This is a genomic window from Clostridium sp. YIM B02569, from assembly GCF_022320765.1.
Classification (GTDB): Bacteria; Bacillota; Clostridia; order Clostridiales; family Clostridiaceae; genus Clostridium; species Clostridium beijerinckii.
On the sequence record NZ_JAKJJX010000044.1, the window covers coordinates 1 to 15,952 of the forward strand.

The window sequence follows — 15,952 nt, forward strand, 5'->3', positions numbered from 1 at the left end:
AGTTAAGGTCTATAGCGCCGATGGTACTGCATGGGAGACTGTGTGGCAGAGTAGGACGTTGCGAGGTAAGTATAAAAGATAGCTATAATAGCTATCTTTTTTTGTCTTATTAGATGTACTAATTAAATTGGTAGTGAGGAAGTTTTTATATAAGGAAATATGAGCTTCAATTAGTAAATAAATATAATAATAAACTATAAGCTTATTTCATATGTTATAAAAGAATTCATGAGCCGGCATGTATTGCTTTAATTTAGTTTTTATATTGTTTCTAGAATAAGTGGGAAAAAAGCCATTTATAAGAAATAATCATATTAAGTTGAGCTTTTCTATGTTACTTATTTACATATATAGAATATATATTATCAATTTAATTTTCTTGTAACATATGAAGTAATATGTTAAAATAGTGTCAAATAATTAGGTGTAAAAGTTTTATTATTGGGATTTATCAAAAATACTCTGATAATAATATTAAAACAATAATATTGTTATACGATAATTAAATAATAAAAGCTAAATAAAGATTCAAAAAATATGATATATTTAAAAGGGATATGAGAGGAGAATATTTAATGGAGGCAGGTTGTAATTCATCTGAAGGAGAATCTATCTTAAATAATTGGATGAAGGAAAAGTGTGATAATATGGAGTTGGTAGTAGTGAATGATATTCCGATTTTAGTGGAGGATTGTTTATCTATACTAACAGGTACTGTTGCTAAAGTTAAAAACTCAACTGACAAGTTAATTGTCACAACTATAGACAATACTAATTATGTTTTAGAATCGTTCACAGAAATGAATATTACAAATTAAACGTATTTTGAAAATTCATATTAACATGTTGGAATTCGATTTTATACAGAAGGAGATAGCTTTTTACAAGACTATAAGAGTAATATTTGGATTCCTATAATATCAGAGAGTAATAATTAGTAATAAAATATTTTAAATTAAATATAATTGGCTTAGTATTGCCGAAATTTAAAATAAAAGCAGGTGGTTTTAATTAAACTACCTGTTTTTATTTTAGAATAAAACGAGTTGACTCTCCTTTTTATATATTAGAAAGTGGCTATAAAGGTTAAGGTATCCATAAAGTGCAATGAAAATAGTTTTAATAGTCGTAGGAGATTTAATGTATTCTGATGAAAAAATTAACAAGCTACTTTGAAGTTCATGAAATTATTTTGATAGTAATGTATTTATGTGAATAATATTCATGTAAACCCTTTATAAGGAATAAAATCCTTGTATGTTATGAATTGTAGGGGATATGCCACTATGATATAATTATGTTAAAAGATGAAGCAAACACTATAAGAAATTATGGAATGCAAAATTATATGGACTAAATTCATAGAATATGTATGACAGTTACTGAATAATGTAAGATAAAGTAATATTCTGTCACTATTCGTTTGAATAGTTTTTTGTTATATAGAATTATAATAAAATTAATCAAATCTGTTTATCAGTACAGTTCCTTAGAAGTGCAGATAAAAAGTTACTTTGATTTATAGGAGGAGGGAAGAAGGTCTAAAAGAGTGGTGATAAGCTTAATTAAGCACATTTACGAAAGATAAATTTAAGGAGGGGTACACAAATGAAAAAAATTATTTCAGCAGTTACTTTTTTATTAGTAGCATTTGGATTTACAGCAAATGTTAATGCAGTGGTAGTAACATCAGTCTCAACATCAAATGAACGAGTAATTGTCGTATTTAAAAATAAAGCTGATAAAAATGTAGTTTCAAAAGCTAGAGGAAATGTAAGACGAGAATACAAAAATGCAAACGTTCTATCAGCATCTGTTCCTACTACAGCTATTAAGGATTTGAAAGATGATCCCAATGTATTAGCCGTAGAACAAGATATAATAGTTAAAACAAATTCTCAAACAGTAGACTGGGGAGTGAATAAAATCCAAGCTCCGACAGCATGGTCTTCAAGTTATACTGGAAAAGGAGTAAAAATCGGAATTGTTGATACTGGGATAGCTAACCATGAGGATCTATCAGTTGCAGGTGGTGCAGCTTTCACATCTTATACAACATCATATTTAGATGATAATGGGCACGGAACGCACGTTGCAGGTATAATAGGAGCGAAAAATAATGGTTATGGAATTGTTGGAGTTGCTAATGAGGCAAGCCTTTATGCTATAAAAGTATTAGGAAATGATGGGGCTGGATACCTTTCTGATATAATCGCAGGAATAGATTGGTGTATTACAAATAAAATGGACATTATTAACTTAAGTCTTGGTAGTTCCGTACCATCAACTGCATTGCAACAAGAAGTGGACAAGGCTTATAATCAAGGCATTTTAGTTGTTGCGGCAGCAGGAAATGATGGTACATCAGATGGATCAACGGATACAGTAGATTATCCAGCAAAATATGGTTCGGTTATAGCAGTGGTGGCAATTGATTCTAATAATAAAAGACCTTCGTTTTCCTCTACAGGAAATACTGTTGAAGTAGCGGCGCCAGGGGTTAATGTTCTTAGTACATATTTAAATAATAAATATGTATCTATGAGCGGTACTTCAATGTCAGCACCTTTTGTTACAGGAGATTTAGCATTATTAAAGCAGGCTAATCCAGGGCTTTCTCCAAATCAATTACGTGCAAAACTTAATGAAAATGTTATTGATTTAGGAATAAGCGGAAAAGATAGTTGGTATGGTTATGGGCTAATACAAGCACCTAAAGGACAAACATCAACGGTGACACAGCCAATTTCAACAATACCAACCAATACGCAACCTGTTACTACTCAACCAGTTGTAAGTCAGCCTGTGACAACGCAACCTTCAAAATTAGGGACAAGAACGGTTGTGTCTACAAATAAAGCCTATTACTTAGCAGGTGATATAATATATATTAAAGCTAAGGTTACAGATACTTCTGGCAAAGCAATTCAAGGAGCAGCCGTTAAATTTAGTATTACTTCACCCAAAGGTGTTGTGACAGTATATAAAGGAATGACAGATAGATATGGAGAGGCTTTTTTTGGTATTTTGACATATAGAATTACAGGAAAAGGTACTTATAAAGTTCTGGCTGAGACTACATATAGTAGTTATAGGACAAGTTCGTCTAATACTGCATTTCAAATTTATTAAAAATAGTTTATATAGTAGAACTTAGTGAAATACATTACCTACCACCATTTTGTGGGAGGTAATGTATTTTTTGATTAGAGGACATTACTAAAGCAAGGAATAATTCACAATAAAAAAGATAGATGTATTGGAATTTGTTGGGCTAATTACTATAATTAATAAAAAATGTTTGTTTTATAGGAGGTATTTCGCTGATATTGTCGAATATTAATTAAAGTACTAATCTAATATTTTAGAAATATATAATAACTTAGGAGGAAAAACATGAATATTAAAAGGAAGTTGACATTAACACTTCTTCTTGCGAGTTCTGTGCCTTTAATAATATTCACAATCATTAATTTGTTTTTTTCACAAAAGATTGCGATAGAAAATGCACTAGCTGATAATTTTAAAAGAGCACAAATTGTGGATGAAAAGATAAATGGTCTAATTGAGAGGAATATGTATGGGATAAAGAGCATGGCGAGAAATCCTATTATTAGTTCCTATGATGCAGAAAAATCTAAACAAATTTTAGTTGAGAGTTCAAAAGTATATCCAGATTTATCATTTACGGCTGTTACTAAATTAGATGGAGTTCAGTTTGTAAGAAGCGATGACTCTAAATCATCGGATATATCAGATCGTAATTTTTATAAATCAGCACTTAAAGGACAGGATGAGGTTGTATCTGAAGTTCTTGTAAGTAAAGATAATGGAAGTTTAATCACAGTTTTAGCAACGCCTATTAGAGATAAAGAGGGCGGGATTGTAACGGGAATCTTACAAGGAAACATTGAACTTCCAGTGCTAAATTCTTTTGTTAAAGAGCTTTCGCAGGATAATGCAACTGTTTATATCGTAGATTCAGACGGCAAATTGCTAGCTCATCCTACTAAGACATTAGACAAGCCAGAAGATCGTACAGATTTAAATGATTTCGAATTTATTAAGAAAGGTGTAAAAGGGGAGAGTGGTTCCGAAGAAGTAGTTAAAGATGGGAAAAGTATGCTTGTGAGCTATGTTCAGGATAAAAAGACAGGATGGGTTATTTGTGCTGAAATTCCTAAAAGTATTACTGTTGAAAAAAGCATACATTCTTTAATTAACACTAGTTTAATAGGAATAGTTATATTGTTTATTACATGTGGAGGAGTTTTTGTTCTAGTTGGTTATGCAACTAAACCATTGCATATACTTTTAAATGCAGCAAATAAGATTTCAAATGGAGATTTAACAGTTAATAATATAAACATAAAATCCAACGATGAGATAGGTAATTTAGGAAGAGCATTTGAAAAAATGGCTGTTAACTTACGAGAGGTAATAAATAATATTAAAGAACATTCAGAGAGAGTTTCATCAGCATCTAGTGAGATGACAGATGTTTGCGAGCAGCAGTCAAAAGTTGCTACAAATTCTGCAGAAAATGTTAATGAAATTGCGGAAGGTTCTATGTTAGTAAGCTCTAAGATAGATAAAATAAATTCTAATATGAATATTTTAGATAGCGCAATAAAAGATATAAATGAAAAATCAGATAATGTTTCTTCGGCGGTGCAAACTGCGTCTAGCTATTCTGAGAAAGGAAGTGAGGCACTCCATAAAGTTAACTCAAGTATGGTTAATATTCAAGGTTCAGTTAACGATACATCTAAAGTTATAGACAAGCTTGGAGAGCATTCACAAGCAATAGGGAAAATTACAGAAGTAATAAAGGGCATCTCAGAACAAACAAATCTGTTGGCTTTAAATGCAGCAATAGAAGCAGCACGTGCCGGAGAACAAGGAAAAGGATTTGCAGTTGTTGCTGATGAGGTTCGTAAATTAGCAGAACAATCTGGAGAAGCTGCGGGGCAGGTTAGTACTCTTATAAATGGCATACAAAAAGAAACTGAAAATGTAGCTTTAGTTATGAATAAAGGCATAAATGAAGTTAATGATGGATCTAAAGTAGTAAATGAAGCTAATAGCTATTTTCAATTAATATTTAAATCTATACAAGAAGTTGAATCTAATATGCAGGAAGTAAGTAATGCTATAGATAATATGAATAAAACTGAAAAGGAAGTATTTGTTAATATTAGTGATATTACACAGCTTTCTGAGGCTGTAGCAGGAGAGACTCAAGGAATATCTGCGGCTACAGAAGAACAAGTAGCTTCAATTGAAGAAATGACAGCATCAGTTCAAAGCTTTAGCGATATGGCTACAACGCTTAAAGAATTAACAGATAAGTTTAAGACAAATTAATACTATTTATCTGTAGCGTAAAAAAACTCAATGATAATTATCTACTTTCCATAAATAAGTGGTTATTTTATTAATGGATTAAAATTTAATATGCTCCCTTTTATGATCGATAGTTTTTTACTGTCTACCATGTAGGGAGCATATCATTAATTTATAGTGCGATAGTCCTTTTTTGCTTATAAATTACGAAATAGTAGTGAAACTATTATATTCTATATTATGAAAATTTTAGTTTGGATAATATAGCTAAAATGAGTTGATGAAACTAATAAATTCTAAATATTCAAGCCTTTGAGCATTTAGATAAGATTGGAAGTTTCTGATAATGGATCTATCTGAACTAGTTAAAATATTATTCTCGCACCACTTCTTATAAAATTTGTATCTATAACGTGCCGCTTCAGAAGATATCGAACAGTACGTTTCTATGTCATGAGAAGATCTAATATTCAACTTATGAAGAATTACTGGATTAGATAATAAAAGACCAGTAAAATAATTTGCTTCAGCTTCCATAATTTTATATTCAGATTCTGACAGGTAGTCATCAAATATTTTAGTATTATCAGATGAATAATGGCTACATAAAATATGACCTAATTCATGAGTTAAAGTCCATCTAATTCTTTCATCAGATTTAAAATCTAAATCATTATAATAAATTATATATTTATTTGAAGGTTTAAAATAATCAGTACATCCTTCGTCAGAAGTTAATATTTCAAAAGTTTCTTCTTTGGTTAAATTGTGATCAAGCATGAATCGATGATAAGAAACTATTTTTATATTATCGAAAGAACCTATTATTTCAAATACGTTTATAGGAAACTTACTAATATTTAATTTTATATAAATATCATTAACTATCTGTTTTATACGCTTATATCTAATCGTCGAAGTACTCATCAAAAGCAGACCTTAAAATTTTCATCATTTTTTCTTTGTTTTTAGGATCCATTTTTCTTCGAGCTCTCTCAATTCTTCTTATATCATCATCGCCAAATCCAGGGTCACTAATTCTCTTATCAGGAAAGTCTAACTCTTCTATATTATCAGACAATAAGTAATCAACAGTAGTATTTAAAGTATTTGCCAACTTAATTAATGTATCATTGCTAGCACCTTGTCTATTTCCTTCTATCATTCCTATAGTAGACTGACTTACACCAATAGCTTCAGCTAACTTTTGCTGTGTAATTTTTCTCTCTTTTCTAAGTAGTTTTACTTTATCACCTAACATTATAAATTCACCTCTTACGATAATTTTATCATAGTGACCGATAAAATCAATAAAAAAATTAAAAAAGTGAAAGTAATTTTATTATTAAGCTTTGGCCTACATTATTTGTATAACGTGAGGATAAAATAATTAATAAAATTAACATTCAAATTAAAGAATTAAAGGAGATACATATGAAAATGAAGAAATCGGCACTTTTATTAACTGGCATAACAATACTTAGTTTCTTATTAATGAGAAATTTTCATGTTAATAATCTGAAGTGTACTAATCCAATAAAAAAAGAGGTTTTAGCTGTTAATAAAATTAATTATTTTAATATGGAAGTATCTTTACGTGATGAATCAAAACAATACGAAATAATTGATGAAGTTTATAGTAAAGATCATGTGAAGATTAATTACCCACAAGTAAAACATTATGCTGATGCAGTAAAGCTTGAATCCATAAATAAAGATTTAAAGAATGCAGCCCTAAGTATTATAAATATATATGTTGAGAATGATACAAATATTAAGGATATAAGCATGGAAGTAAATTATGAAGTGAAAACTAAAAATAATAAATATATATCAATAGCTTTTAATGGACTAGTAAATATTAAAGGAACAGCATATCCAACTTCAATCTTTTATACGGTTAATATAGATTTAGAGAACGGTTTAACAGTTGGTCTTTCAGACTATGCTAATGCGCAGGGAGTACTAGAAAAATTAAAAAAGTTAGATGATGTTAAAATGCTTTCAGAGGATGATAAATTAATAGATGCACAGAAGTCTGTTATAAAAAACATTAGTGATGATGAACTTTTAAATATATTAAAAGATGCTGATTTTCACGAGAAAGATGGTGTGATTGAAATTCCAAAGAAAGGAGCCTATAGCTATATGGAAGATAATAAAATAGTAATTAGCATTCCAATGATTCATGCTATAGGAGATCATGCGGAATTTATAATAGAAAAGCAATAGAAATCTTTAAGTAAAGTTTTTGTAAGATAAAAAATATAGTTGAGATTGACCACCTATATTTTTCAATTCATTGATGCTGTCTAGCCTCCGCCAGTAACATTTTTGAAAACTTATAATTCTAGTTTTTGAGCCTTATACATTTGAATAGTATAGAAAATGTAAGTAAGTTATTAAAAATTAAGAATTTAGTAATAAGAATATATTACTATTATATGATATAATTGGATAATAGATTTTGATGCAGATAATTATTTATTCAATTAAAATATATAATTTGGAGGGCGAAATATGGCAAGTGTATTAAATGATGAAGAAATACTATGTTCTATTAATTCTTACAAAGATATTAAAGCTTCAAGTAAAGTAGCAAATACGTTGGTTAATTTGCTAGCACAGGGAGTTGCAGGTGGAGTAGTAAATGATTTTAAATTGATTCTTACTCCTAAAAATTTATATATACAGGCTATTACTCATGCTGTTTGGGGAGGGCTATCTGATATTGCTTATACAGATAAAATATCAAGAGAAAATATAAAATCATTTAATGTCAAAAATGAAGATGCGAAAGAATATATTGAAATAATAACAAAAGATGATAAAGTAGCAAACTTTATTAGAGATAATGAAAAAAAGAACGATTTAGCATTAGTGATGTCGTCAATTTTAAAAGAAGGTAAATAAAATTCAATTGAAAAATCATTGAGAAAGTCATCTTGTATGGAAATGTCATTTAGTTAACTAAATGACATTATTTATATAGTGGCTTTTTTGATATAAGGTGAGTTTTAATGCTATTAGCCTAAACTATATATAGCTGCTCTTAAGCAGAAGTAAATCGCGTTTTGCTGATTGTAGTCTTAAACTTATAAATTGTACAAAATCTTAATTGGAATTTATAGTAATTATAAAAGTAGAATCATTAAATACTAAATAAATCTTGTAGATTTATTCTCTTTTAAGATATAGTCACTTCTCCATTTCCAACTACAACTATTTTATATCCATCTTTAAGCGGAAGTAAATTATATTTCTGTGATTGAGGTCTCAATCGTAAAGACTGTATAAAATTTTGTTCGGAATCAAAAACAAGTATGTAAGCACGCTCATTATAAGAATCATTTTGAATAGTATAACTTGTATTAGGAGATAGTTTTAAATCTTCTAATGTGTAGAACCCCTTTTTTAAAACTCTAGATATGGACAGAGCCTGAATTGTTGAAATATTTAATGACAAAAATAAGAAAAATAATATTGAAACAGTAAATTTTTTCATAGATATGACCACCTTTATATTTTTTGCTAAAGTAAACTAATCTATATACTCTAAGAAATAGTAATTTCACCATCTCCAATTATTATTATCTCATATCCAATTTGGATAGGTGGTAAAGCATATTTTTCTGATTTAGGGACTAATCTTATAAATTCCTGAACAATTTCATTTGAATCAAAAAGAACTACAGAAACATATTCAGTGGGAGAGGTATTTTGTATTGTATGCAGAGCATCAGGGGATAAATTTAAATCTTTTGTTGTATAAAAACCCTGTCTAAGAATTCTAGGCTGATCGGCAGAAGCCGTTATTGTTATATTAAATAATAAGAAAATAAAAAATATAATGCTGATTTTTCTCATTAAAGTAATCCACCTTTCTAAATTGAACTGCAAATATATTTTATTTTTTGAAGATAAAAAAAATATATTCACAAAACATAATTTTAAATATTTTAGTTCTTTGCTCAGTAACAATGCATTTCCAATTTTCATATTATGTTATGAAGAATATGCTGCAGATGTAGCAGGGAGGGAAATTAATGACTGAAGAGCAATTTGTGGTGTTTCATATAGGAAAAGAGAGGTATGCGGTGACAATAGAACAAGTTAATGAAATTATTGGTTATGTGGCTCCTACTAAAATACCATTGAGTAGAGAATATATACTAGGAGTCATAAATTTAAGGGGAAGAATTATACCAATTATTAATTTGGGTCAGAAGATCTGCATAAAAAATGAAAAAAGAAATGATGAACAGAAAATAATAATTATTGAAGATAGTGAAGGAGCTTTTGGTGCTATCGTTGATGAAGTAGAGGATGTTACAAGGATTCCAAAAGATAGTATAAAAAAGATTAATTATGATGTATGTAACGGAAATGAATATATAATTGGAATTGCCAAACAAGATAATTATCTAATAGTTATATTAGATTTAAATTTATTTTGGAGGAAGTGTTCAAATGAAATTTACAATCAGAAATAAACTTATTGCTTCATTTGGGTTAATAATTTTGCTAACGTCTTTTTTAGGAGTGTATTCTATAATATCAATTAAAAATGTAAAAGATAAAGCAAGTGAAATTGCAGAAGTTTGGTATAAGAGGAGCGAATTGGCTCATACTATGGATCAAAATATGTCAGAATATAGACTTAGAGAATACAGACATGTACTAGAAGATGATCCTGACTTAATGAACGCTACAGAAAAAGAACTTCAAGATTTGAGAGAAGAGTTTGAAGATGAATTAAAAGAATATCAAGGAACTATGATATCAAGCGATGATATGGGGATATTTAAAGAAATTAAAGAGTATTATCCTAAGTATTTTGAAACTAGCAGGAAGACTATTGAATTAAGTAGAGAATCTCAAAATAAGGATGCATTTAATTTAATGTATGGAGAATCTAGACAGGATTTTGAGAATGTAAATAGCGCAATTGAAAAACTTGTTCAATATAACCAGGAACAGGCGAATTTGGCCAATATACAAAATGATCAAATTTATAATCACTCAAGATTAATGCTCACACTGAACGTAATAATTATAATAATAATCAGTCTTGTAGTAACAATATCTATAATAAATATTATTACAAAAAGAATAAACTTTTTGGTTAAATTTATTAATAAAACTGCGAATTTAGATTTAGTATTTGACCAAGCTGGTTTGAATATAATAAAAAGATATAAGGACGAATTTTACGATATGGGTATTGCAGTAGCAAACATGAGAAGAACACTAAGAGAACTTGTGGAAAGTATTAAACAGAACTCCGTAAATGTAGCATTAAATTCTGACGTTTTGTCAAATATAATATCTGAAACATCTCAGTCAATAGAGGCTATAGCGAAGGCAATTGATGAAATGGTACAAGGTTCTACTGATCTTGCAAGGAATACTGAAACTGGAGTAGATAAATTAGAGGTTTTAGCAAAAGAAATTCATGATTCGGTAGAAAATACTAATTCAGTGAAGAATTATATAGAATTGGCGTCAAAATCAAATTTGGAAGGTATGGAGAATATAAATAAATTAAAAAGTGTTGTAGAATCAAACCATAAAGTAGCGGAAAATATACTTGATCAAGTTAGTGTTTTAAATAACAAATCTCAATCAATTGAGAAAATAACTGACGCAATTAAGAGCATTACATCACAAATTAATATATTGTCTCTTAATGCAACTATAGAAGCAGCAAGAGCGGGCGTACAAGGAAACGGATTTTCTATTGTAGCGGAGGAAATTAGAAAACTTGCATATGAAGCCGCTGACTCAACAAAAGAAATAGATGCCATTGTTAGGGAAGTTAAGAAGGAAATAAATAAGACTAAATCAGAAATGAAAACCGTAGGAGATATGGTAATTCAAATGGGTCAGGTATCAAATGATACTGAAAAGGCATTTAAAACTATAGAAAATTCAGCATCTAATATTGTTAAACAAATAGATAGAATAGTATTTAGCATAAGTAGTATAGACAATAATAAAAATGATGTTATAGGAAGCATAAGCGATATGTCTGCAATAGCAGAAGAGTCAGCTTCTACTACGGAGGAGATATCGGCATCTATAGAACAACAGTCTGCAAGTATGGAACAAATAAATCAATCTGCCAAAAATTTAAAGAATGTTTCCATAGAGCTGCAAGATTTAATAGCTAAATTTAGAACTTAAACTAATGATGAGGTGTAGTAGGTATGAAGATTCTACACCTTAAATTTTTTTGGAGTATATAGAAGTTAACAAGCAATAGAAGAAATGTTTACCAAATGTGTTATAATTGATAATAATAACAAAAGTTAAAGATATAATTTAAGCTTATGGGGGGCAAAAAATGCAAAACATATATCTTTTTATTTCTACTTTATTTGCATATTTTACGAAAGGTATAACTGGCTTTGGAAATACACTTGTTATGGGGTCGTTATTTTCCTTTGTAGTATCAAATAGATTAACAACACCAGTAGATCTTCTCTTTGGAATTCCAACAAATACATATATGGCATGGAAAGAAAGAAAAAATATTTCTTTAAAAATTGTCATTCCATTATCTCTCATGCTACTAGCAGGTATTGTACCTGGAACATTACTATTAAAGGCTGGAAGTGATCGGATATTAAAATGTATACTAGGTGTTGTAATTGTTGGAATTGCAGTAGAAATGTTAACAAGAAAACATAGTAAAATTCAAAATAAGAAAACTAACATTCTTTTTCTTATATTAATAGGAGTAATTTCAGGGATATTAGCTGGGCTTTATGGAATTGGAGCACTTTTAGTTGCATATGTCAGTAGAACTACGGAGAATAAAAATGAATTCCGCGGAAATATCTGTTGTATTTTTTTAGTAGATAATATATTTAGATTTTTCTTATACTTATTTACAGGAATATTAACTAAGGAAGCATTAATTATGGCTTTATGTCTTTCTCCAGCAGTTATTATTGGAATGATTATAGGAGTTAAAGTTGATTCAAAGATGGAAGAAGAAACAGTTAAAAAATCAGTAATAGCTTTACTTATAGCAAGTGGAATGATTTTATTTTTAAAGAGCTTTTTTAGCTAATAATGCATAACCCAAATAATAAAAGGACATTAGATATATCATTATTAAATTAATTTTTAAAATTAAAATTAGAATATTTAAGTAATATTAAAAACATATAATAAAGTAATGAAAACTATGTTATAATTTATATAGTATAGTTTTTACTATTGGATAAAATATATTAAATTTAAGGGGGAGTTAAATGACGAAAAAATATAATGATATTTGGGTTAAAGCAAGCAGAATATTATTTATGATAATAGGTTCAATTTTGGTAGCAGTAGGTTTAGAGATATTCTTGATACCTAATAATATAATAGATGGAGGCATGACTGGAATATCAATTATGGCAAGCTATCTAACAAAAGTACAACTAGGAGTATTTACATTTCTATTTAATTTACCATTTGTTATAATAGGATATAGGCAAATAGGAAAAACATTCGCTATTTCAACTATATTTTCAGTAATATGCTTGTCAGTTGTAGTAACATTGCTTCATCCAGTTCCAGGAATAACACAAGATGTACTTTTAGCCACTATATTTGGTGGAATTATAATAGGAGTTGGAGTAGGCTTGATTATAAGAAATGGTGGTTCTTTAGATGGAACAGAAATTGTAGCTATAATATTAGAAAAGAGAACTGCATTTTCTATTGGGGAAATAGTTATGTTTTTTAATCTTTTCATCTTAGGAACTTCGGGGTTTATATTTGGATGGGATAGAGCGATGTATTCTTTAATAGCATATTTCATTGCTTTTAAAACCATAGATATAACAGTTGAAGGCCTTAATGAGTCAAAAGCAGTAATAATTGTATCGGATAAAAATAATGAAATATCAGAAGCAATAATGGCTAGGCTTGGTAGAGGAATTACTTTGTTAGATGGAAAGGGCGCTTATAGTGGCACAGAAACAAATGTTATTTATGTGGTTCTATCAAGGCTTGAAATAGCAAAGCTAAAAAATATTGTCCATGGTTTTGATGAAGATGCATTAGTTACAATTACAAGTGTTGAAGGAACGGGCAAAAAATACGCAAAGAAAGCTATACATTAATTTATAGCAATCATAAAATATAATAAAAATATGTTAAATAATTGCATAAGATTATAGACTTAAAAGAGCCGAAATTAATTTTAGTTTTGGTTCTTTTTGCGTTCTTATTTACAAAATACCCTAAAAGTAGTAATATATATGCGAACGTATGTTTGCAATAGCGTCGTCTGATAATTTAAATATGTTTAGGTATTATATTGAAATAACCAACTTTAAATATTAAATGACATTATATATAAAGCTATAGGGAGATGGTTCTATGTTAACAGAAAAACAACAAGAAATATTGGATATTATAAAAAACTATATAGGCAAAGAGAAGATATCTCCAACGGTTAGGGAAATTGGAAAGTTAGCAGGATTGGCATCTACATCAAGTGTACACGCTCATATAGAGCGATTGGAAAGGAAAGGATATATATATAGATCAAGTAATTGCCCACGAAGTATTCGAATAAAAGATAATATTTAATTAAGATGAATATTACAAAGCATAAAAGTTCAAAAAAATCAATAAAAACTTTAGATGGGACTATTTAATCTATAAATGAAAATAAGGAAGATTGTATTAGTAACATATCTTCCCAAGAAAATTGATATTTTATTAATATGTAGAATTTTAAAGCTTTTATAATATAAGACTATTCAAATGAATTTTAGATATTTTTTTGATTTGCTAGGAAAAGGTGATATTACCGCCTCCAATAATTATGATTATGGAACCAAATTCTAAAGGCTTTACAAGGTAATCAGGAGAATTCGGTTCAAGTCTCAAAAATTCCTGCATTTGTTGATTTGAGTCAAAAATAATGATAACTGATCTACCAGTAGGGGATGTATTTCTAACTTTATAAGTAGTATTTGGTATTAAGCCTATATCCTTAACTCTGTAAAAGCCTTCGGTTAAGGTCTTTGGGTTGGGATCAGCATAAGCGCTCCTTATACTCATACTAAGAGACATAAATAAGAAAACAGAAAATATAATAATAAATTTTTTCATTGGTACAACTACCTTTCATAGTTTTGTCTATAGAATCAAACTATTCTTTCTAGCTTTTCTTTAGTATGCGATTATTAAATAAAAACTATGTATAATTCACTCAGTGAAAGTGCAGTAGAAGACATAATATGAATTAGAAAAGGATAGAGTTGTATTTTAGATACTAGTTAACTAGGTAATCAGTAATAGATTATAGAAATTTAATTGTAACGTAGATCAATAAATAAAGGAGTTACTTTCAAAATAAGTATAAAATTTCATTTACAAAATATGTTATAATTAATTCATTATAATAACTTTTGTGAGTTCGGTATTTGGATAATAGATAGAATGTGTTAAAGAGGCGTTTAATGTTGAAGTTGCAACTGGTGTAATCCTAGTATTAATACTTATAGTAATTGAAATGATTTTTGGAAGAATTATAGATTTTAATTATATAAAATCTTGATTTGTGAAAGCAATTATAAAGTAATTTTTTAGTGGTTTGGTAAGTTCTATTATATAGATAGAAGCATAATCCTATTGTTTTTGGGAATAGGATTATGAAATATCTAAAAGTTGATCAGTTTATTTTAAGGATATTAATTAATAAATTCAACTTCTAGCGGGTTTCTATCTACGATTTTTTTATATTTATATTTTGGATAGCCAACCATGACAGCTCCTGTTATAACTTTGTTATCAGGAATGCGAAGCAGTTCTAGTAGTGGATTATAGTTTGAAAAAGCGCACATTTCAAATAATCCAGCCCAGCATGAACCTAATCCAAGAGTAGTAGCAAACAATTCAAGATATGAGAATGCAGAAATAGTATTTTTTATTCCATTTTTAAAATCTTTTGTAGATGTTGCTAATATTATGTGTGGAGCATTACGTAAAATTGAGTCTTCACCAGCGTCTCTATAATTTTTAACATGTCTTGAAAAGCTCCAATGTGGCGATGGGGAATTTTTAAGTTGATCTTCCATCCATTCTACTACTATGCTTGCAGCTTGTTGTAAAATCTTTTTATTTTTTATTATAATATATGAAAGTCCTTGTGTATTACTAGCTGTAGGTGCAAAACGAGCTATGTTAACTAATTTTAATAGTGTCTGTTGAGGAACTTGGGTTTCCTTGTAGCAACGGATTGAACGGCGAGACCTAAGAAAAGATTCAGCAGTGCTAGAATCTATGAGTGGAAATGATTCTAAATCCAATTGATTAGATAAAGGTGTTTTAATATTATCTATTGAACTAGAGGGACATATTGCAACACAATGGCCACAGGAAATACAATTATCTGGGTGAATAGCTATTGGTCCATTTTCATTCATAGATAAAACTCCACTTGGGCATACATTTGAACAAAGTCCACATTTAACACATGTTGATTGATTTACAGTAATTAATTCCATTGATATCACTCCTATTTGAGAATACTTAATAAAATCCTAGATTAATTATTTTAGGATACTTACAAAATATAATTTATATGTTATAGGAA

At 28.9% G+C, this 15,952-nt stretch carries 16 protein-coding genes; 10 read left to right on the plus strand and 6 right to left on the minus strand.

Going from position 1 to position 15,952, the window contains the following annotated elements:
• Positions 1–575 precede the first annotated feature (575 nt).
• The 3 genes from L3B96_RS26005 (at position 576) to L3B96_RS26015 (ending at position 5,367) form a co-directional block, all read left to right on the plus strand.
• Positions 576–818: a hypothetical protein gene (locus tag L3B96_RS26005; RefSeq protein ID WP_017211860.1), complete on the plus strand. Its 243-nt coding sequence runs from the start codon at positions 576–578 to the stop codon at positions 816–818.
• A 790-nt stretch (positions 819–1,608) separates the two neighbouring features.
• On the plus strand, positions 1,609–3,132 hold the full coding sequence (locus L3B96_RS26010; RefSeq protein ID WP_238948966.1) for a S8 family peptidase: 1,524 nt from the start codon (positions 1,609–1,611) through the stop codon (positions 3,130–3,132).
• A gap of 264 nt (positions 3,133–3,396) precedes the next feature.
• Positions 3,397–5,367: a methyl-accepting chemotaxis protein gene (locus L3B96_RS26015; RefSeq protein WP_238948967.1), complete on the plus strand. Its 1,971-nt coding sequence runs from the start codon at positions 3,397–3,399 to the stop codon at positions 5,365–5,367.
• 246 nt (positions 5,368–5,613) lie between these two features.
• On the opposite strand, the gene L3B96_RS26020 is transcribed toward L3B96_RS26015, so the two are convergent.
• Together L3B96_RS26020 and L3B96_RS26025 are read right to left on the minus strand one after the other, a co-directional pair.
• Positions 5,614–6,273, minus strand: a complete 660-nt coding sequence (locus L3B96_RS26020) for an ImmA/IrrE family metallo-endopeptidase (RefSeq protein ID WP_238901095.1) — start codon at positions 6,271–6,273, stop codon at positions 5,614–5,616.
• Positions 6,254–6,607: a helix-turn-helix transcriptional regulator gene (locus L3B96_RS26025; RefSeq protein WP_012060117.1), complete on the minus strand. Its 354-nt coding sequence runs from the start codon at positions 6,605–6,607 to the stop codon at positions 6,254–6,256. Before L3B96_RS26025 ends, L3B96_RS26020 begins: the two co-directional genes overlap by 20 nt.
• Before the next feature lie 173 nt (positions 6,608–6,780).
• Here L3B96_RS26025 and L3B96_RS26030 point away from each other — a divergent pair, with 173 nt between their 5' ends.
• Positions 6,781–7,578 carry a DUF4163 domain-containing protein gene (locus L3B96_RS26030; protein ID WP_238948968.1) on the plus strand — a complete coding sequence of 266 codons (798 nt, stop codon included), beginning with the start codon at positions 6,781–6,783 and terminating at the stop codon, positions 7,576–7,578.
• Positions 7,579–7,866: 288 nt separating this feature from the next.
• On the plus strand, positions 7,867–8,259 hold the full coding sequence (locus L3B96_RS26035) for a hypothetical protein (RefSeq protein WP_039769590.1): 393 nt from the start codon (positions 7,867–7,869) through the stop codon (positions 8,257–8,259).
• A gap of 274 nt (positions 8,260–8,533) precedes the next feature.
• Here L3B96_RS26035 and L3B96_RS26040 read toward each other — a convergent pair whose 3' ends face one another.
• Together L3B96_RS26040 and L3B96_RS26045 are read right to left on the minus strand one after the other, a co-directional pair.
• Positions 8,534–8,851: a hypothetical protein gene (locus L3B96_RS26040; RefSeq protein WP_012060114.1), complete on the minus strand. Its 318-nt coding sequence runs from the start codon at positions 8,849–8,851 to the stop codon at positions 8,534–8,536.
• A gap of 50 nt (positions 8,852–8,901) precedes the next feature.
• Positions 8,902–9,345, minus strand: a complete 444-nt coding sequence (locus L3B96_RS26045) for a hypothetical protein (protein WP_236887859.1) — start codon at positions 9,343–9,345, stop codon at positions 8,902–8,904.
• Between the two features lie 47 nt (positions 9,346–9,392).
• On the opposite strand from L3B96_RS26045, the gene L3B96_RS26050 reads away from it, so the two are divergent.
• From L3B96_RS26050 to L3B96_RS26070, 5 genes are all read left to right on the plus strand, one after another.
• Positions 9,393–9,839, plus strand: coding sequence for a chemotaxis protein CheW (locus tag L3B96_RS26050; protein WP_238948969.1), 447 nt, complete (start codon positions 9,393–9,395; stop codon positions 9,837–9,839).
• Positions 9,817–11,532, plus strand: a complete 1,716-nt coding sequence (locus L3B96_RS26055; protein WP_238948970.1) for a methyl-accepting chemotaxis protein — start codon at positions 9,817–9,819, stop codon at positions 11,530–11,532. The genes L3B96_RS26050 and L3B96_RS26055 overlap by 23 nt, the downstream gene beginning before the upstream one ends.
• A 160-nt stretch (positions 11,533–11,692) precedes the next feature.
• Complete coding sequence (locus L3B96_RS26060; protein WP_238948971.1) at positions 11,693–12,424, plus strand: sulfite exporter TauE/SafE family protein; 732 nt, start codon at positions 11,693–11,695, stop codon at positions 12,422–12,424.
• A 184-nt stretch (positions 12,425–12,608) separates the two neighbouring features.
• The gene (locus L3B96_RS26065) at positions 12,609–13,466 is read left to right on the plus strand and encodes a YitT family protein (protein ID WP_017211870.1); all 858 of its coding nucleotides are present in this window, start codon (positions 12,609–12,611) and stop codon (positions 13,464–13,466) included.
• Positions 13,467–13,725: 259 nt separating this feature from the next.
• On the plus strand, positions 13,726–13,938 hold the full coding sequence (locus L3B96_RS26070; protein WP_023976641.1) for a transcriptional regulator: 213 nt from the start codon (positions 13,726–13,728) through the stop codon (positions 13,936–13,938).
• A 204-nt stretch (positions 13,939–14,142) separates the two neighbouring features.
• On the opposite strand, the gene L3B96_RS26075 is transcribed toward L3B96_RS26070, so the two are convergent.
• Together L3B96_RS26075 and L3B96_RS26080 are read right to left on the minus strand one after the other, a co-directional pair.
• A complete protein-coding gene (locus L3B96_RS26075) occupies positions 14,143–14,466 on the minus strand; it encodes a hypothetical protein (RefSeq protein ID WP_023976642.1) in 324 nt (107 codons plus the stop codon).
• Between the two features lie 581 nt (positions 14,467–15,047).
• The gene (locus tag L3B96_RS26080; RefSeq protein WP_238948972.1) at positions 15,048–15,863 is read right to left on the minus strand and encodes a nitroreductase family protein; all 816 of its coding nucleotides are present in this window, start codon (positions 15,861–15,863) and stop codon (positions 15,048–15,050) included.
• Positions 15,864–15,952 lie beyond the last annotated feature (89 nt).

Excerpts from the sequence above, each read along its gene's own strand:
- L3B96_RS26020 (WP_238901095.1), bottom strand. The coding sequence starts at position 6,273 with ATGAGTACTTCGACGATTAGATATAAGCGTATAAAACAGATAGTTAAT.
- L3B96_RS26035 (WP_039769590.1), top strand. The coding sequence starts at position 7,867 with ATGGCAAGTGTATTAAATGATGAAGAAATACTATGTTCTATTAATTCT.
- L3B96_RS26045 (WP_236887859.1), bottom strand. The coding sequence starts at position 9,345 with ATGAAAATTGGAAATGCATTGTTACTGAGCAAAGAACTAAAATATTTA.
- L3B96_RS26010 (WP_238948966.1), top strand. The coding sequence starts at position 1,609 with ATGAAAAAAATTATTTCAGCAGTTACTTTTTTATTAGTAGCATTTGGA.
- L3B96_RS26015 (WP_238948967.1), top strand. The coding sequence starts at position 3,397 with ATGAATATTAAAAGGAAGTTGACATTAACACTTCTTCTTGCGAGTTCT.
- L3B96_RS26055 (WP_238948970.1), top strand. The coding sequence starts at position 9,817 with ATGAAATTTACAATCAGAAATAAACTTATTGCTTCATTTGGGTTAATA.
- L3B96_RS26030 (WP_238948968.1), top strand. The coding sequence starts at position 6,781 with ATGAAAATGAAGAAATCGGCACTTTTATTAACTGGCATAACAATACTT.
- L3B96_RS26025 (WP_012060117.1), bottom strand. The coding sequence starts at position 6,607 with ATGTTAGGTGATAAAGTAAAACTACTTAGAAAAGAGAGAAAAATTACA.
- L3B96_RS26005 (WP_017211860.1), top strand. The coding sequence starts at position 576 with ATGGAGGCAGGTTGTAATTCATCTGAAGGAGAATCTATCTTAAATAAT.
- L3B96_RS26070 (WP_023976641.1), top strand. The coding sequence starts at position 13,726 with ATGTTAACAGAAAAACAACAAGAAATATTGGATATTATAAAAAACTAT.
- L3B96_RS26040 (WP_012060114.1), bottom strand. The coding sequence starts at position 8,851 with ATGAAAAAATTTACTGTTTCAATATTATTTTTCTTATTTTTGTCATTA.
- L3B96_RS26065 (WP_017211870.1), top strand. The coding sequence starts at position 12,609 with ATGACGAAAAAATATAATGATATTTGGGTTAAAGCAAGCAGAATATTA.
- L3B96_RS26050 (WP_238948969.1), top strand. The coding sequence starts at position 9,393 with ATGACTGAAGAGCAATTTGTGGTGTTTCATATAGGAAAAGAGAGGTAT.
- L3B96_RS26060 (WP_238948971.1), top strand. The coding sequence starts at position 11,693 with ATGCAAAACATATATCTTTTTATTTCTACTTTATTTGCATATTTTACG.
- L3B96_RS26080 (WP_238948972.1), bottom strand. The coding sequence starts at position 15,863 with ATGGAATTAATTACTGTAAATCAATCAACATGTGTTAAATGTGGACTT.
- L3B96_RS26075 (WP_023976642.1), bottom strand. The coding sequence starts at position 14,466 with ATGAAAAAATTTATTATTATATTTTCTGTTTTCTTATTTATGTCTCTT.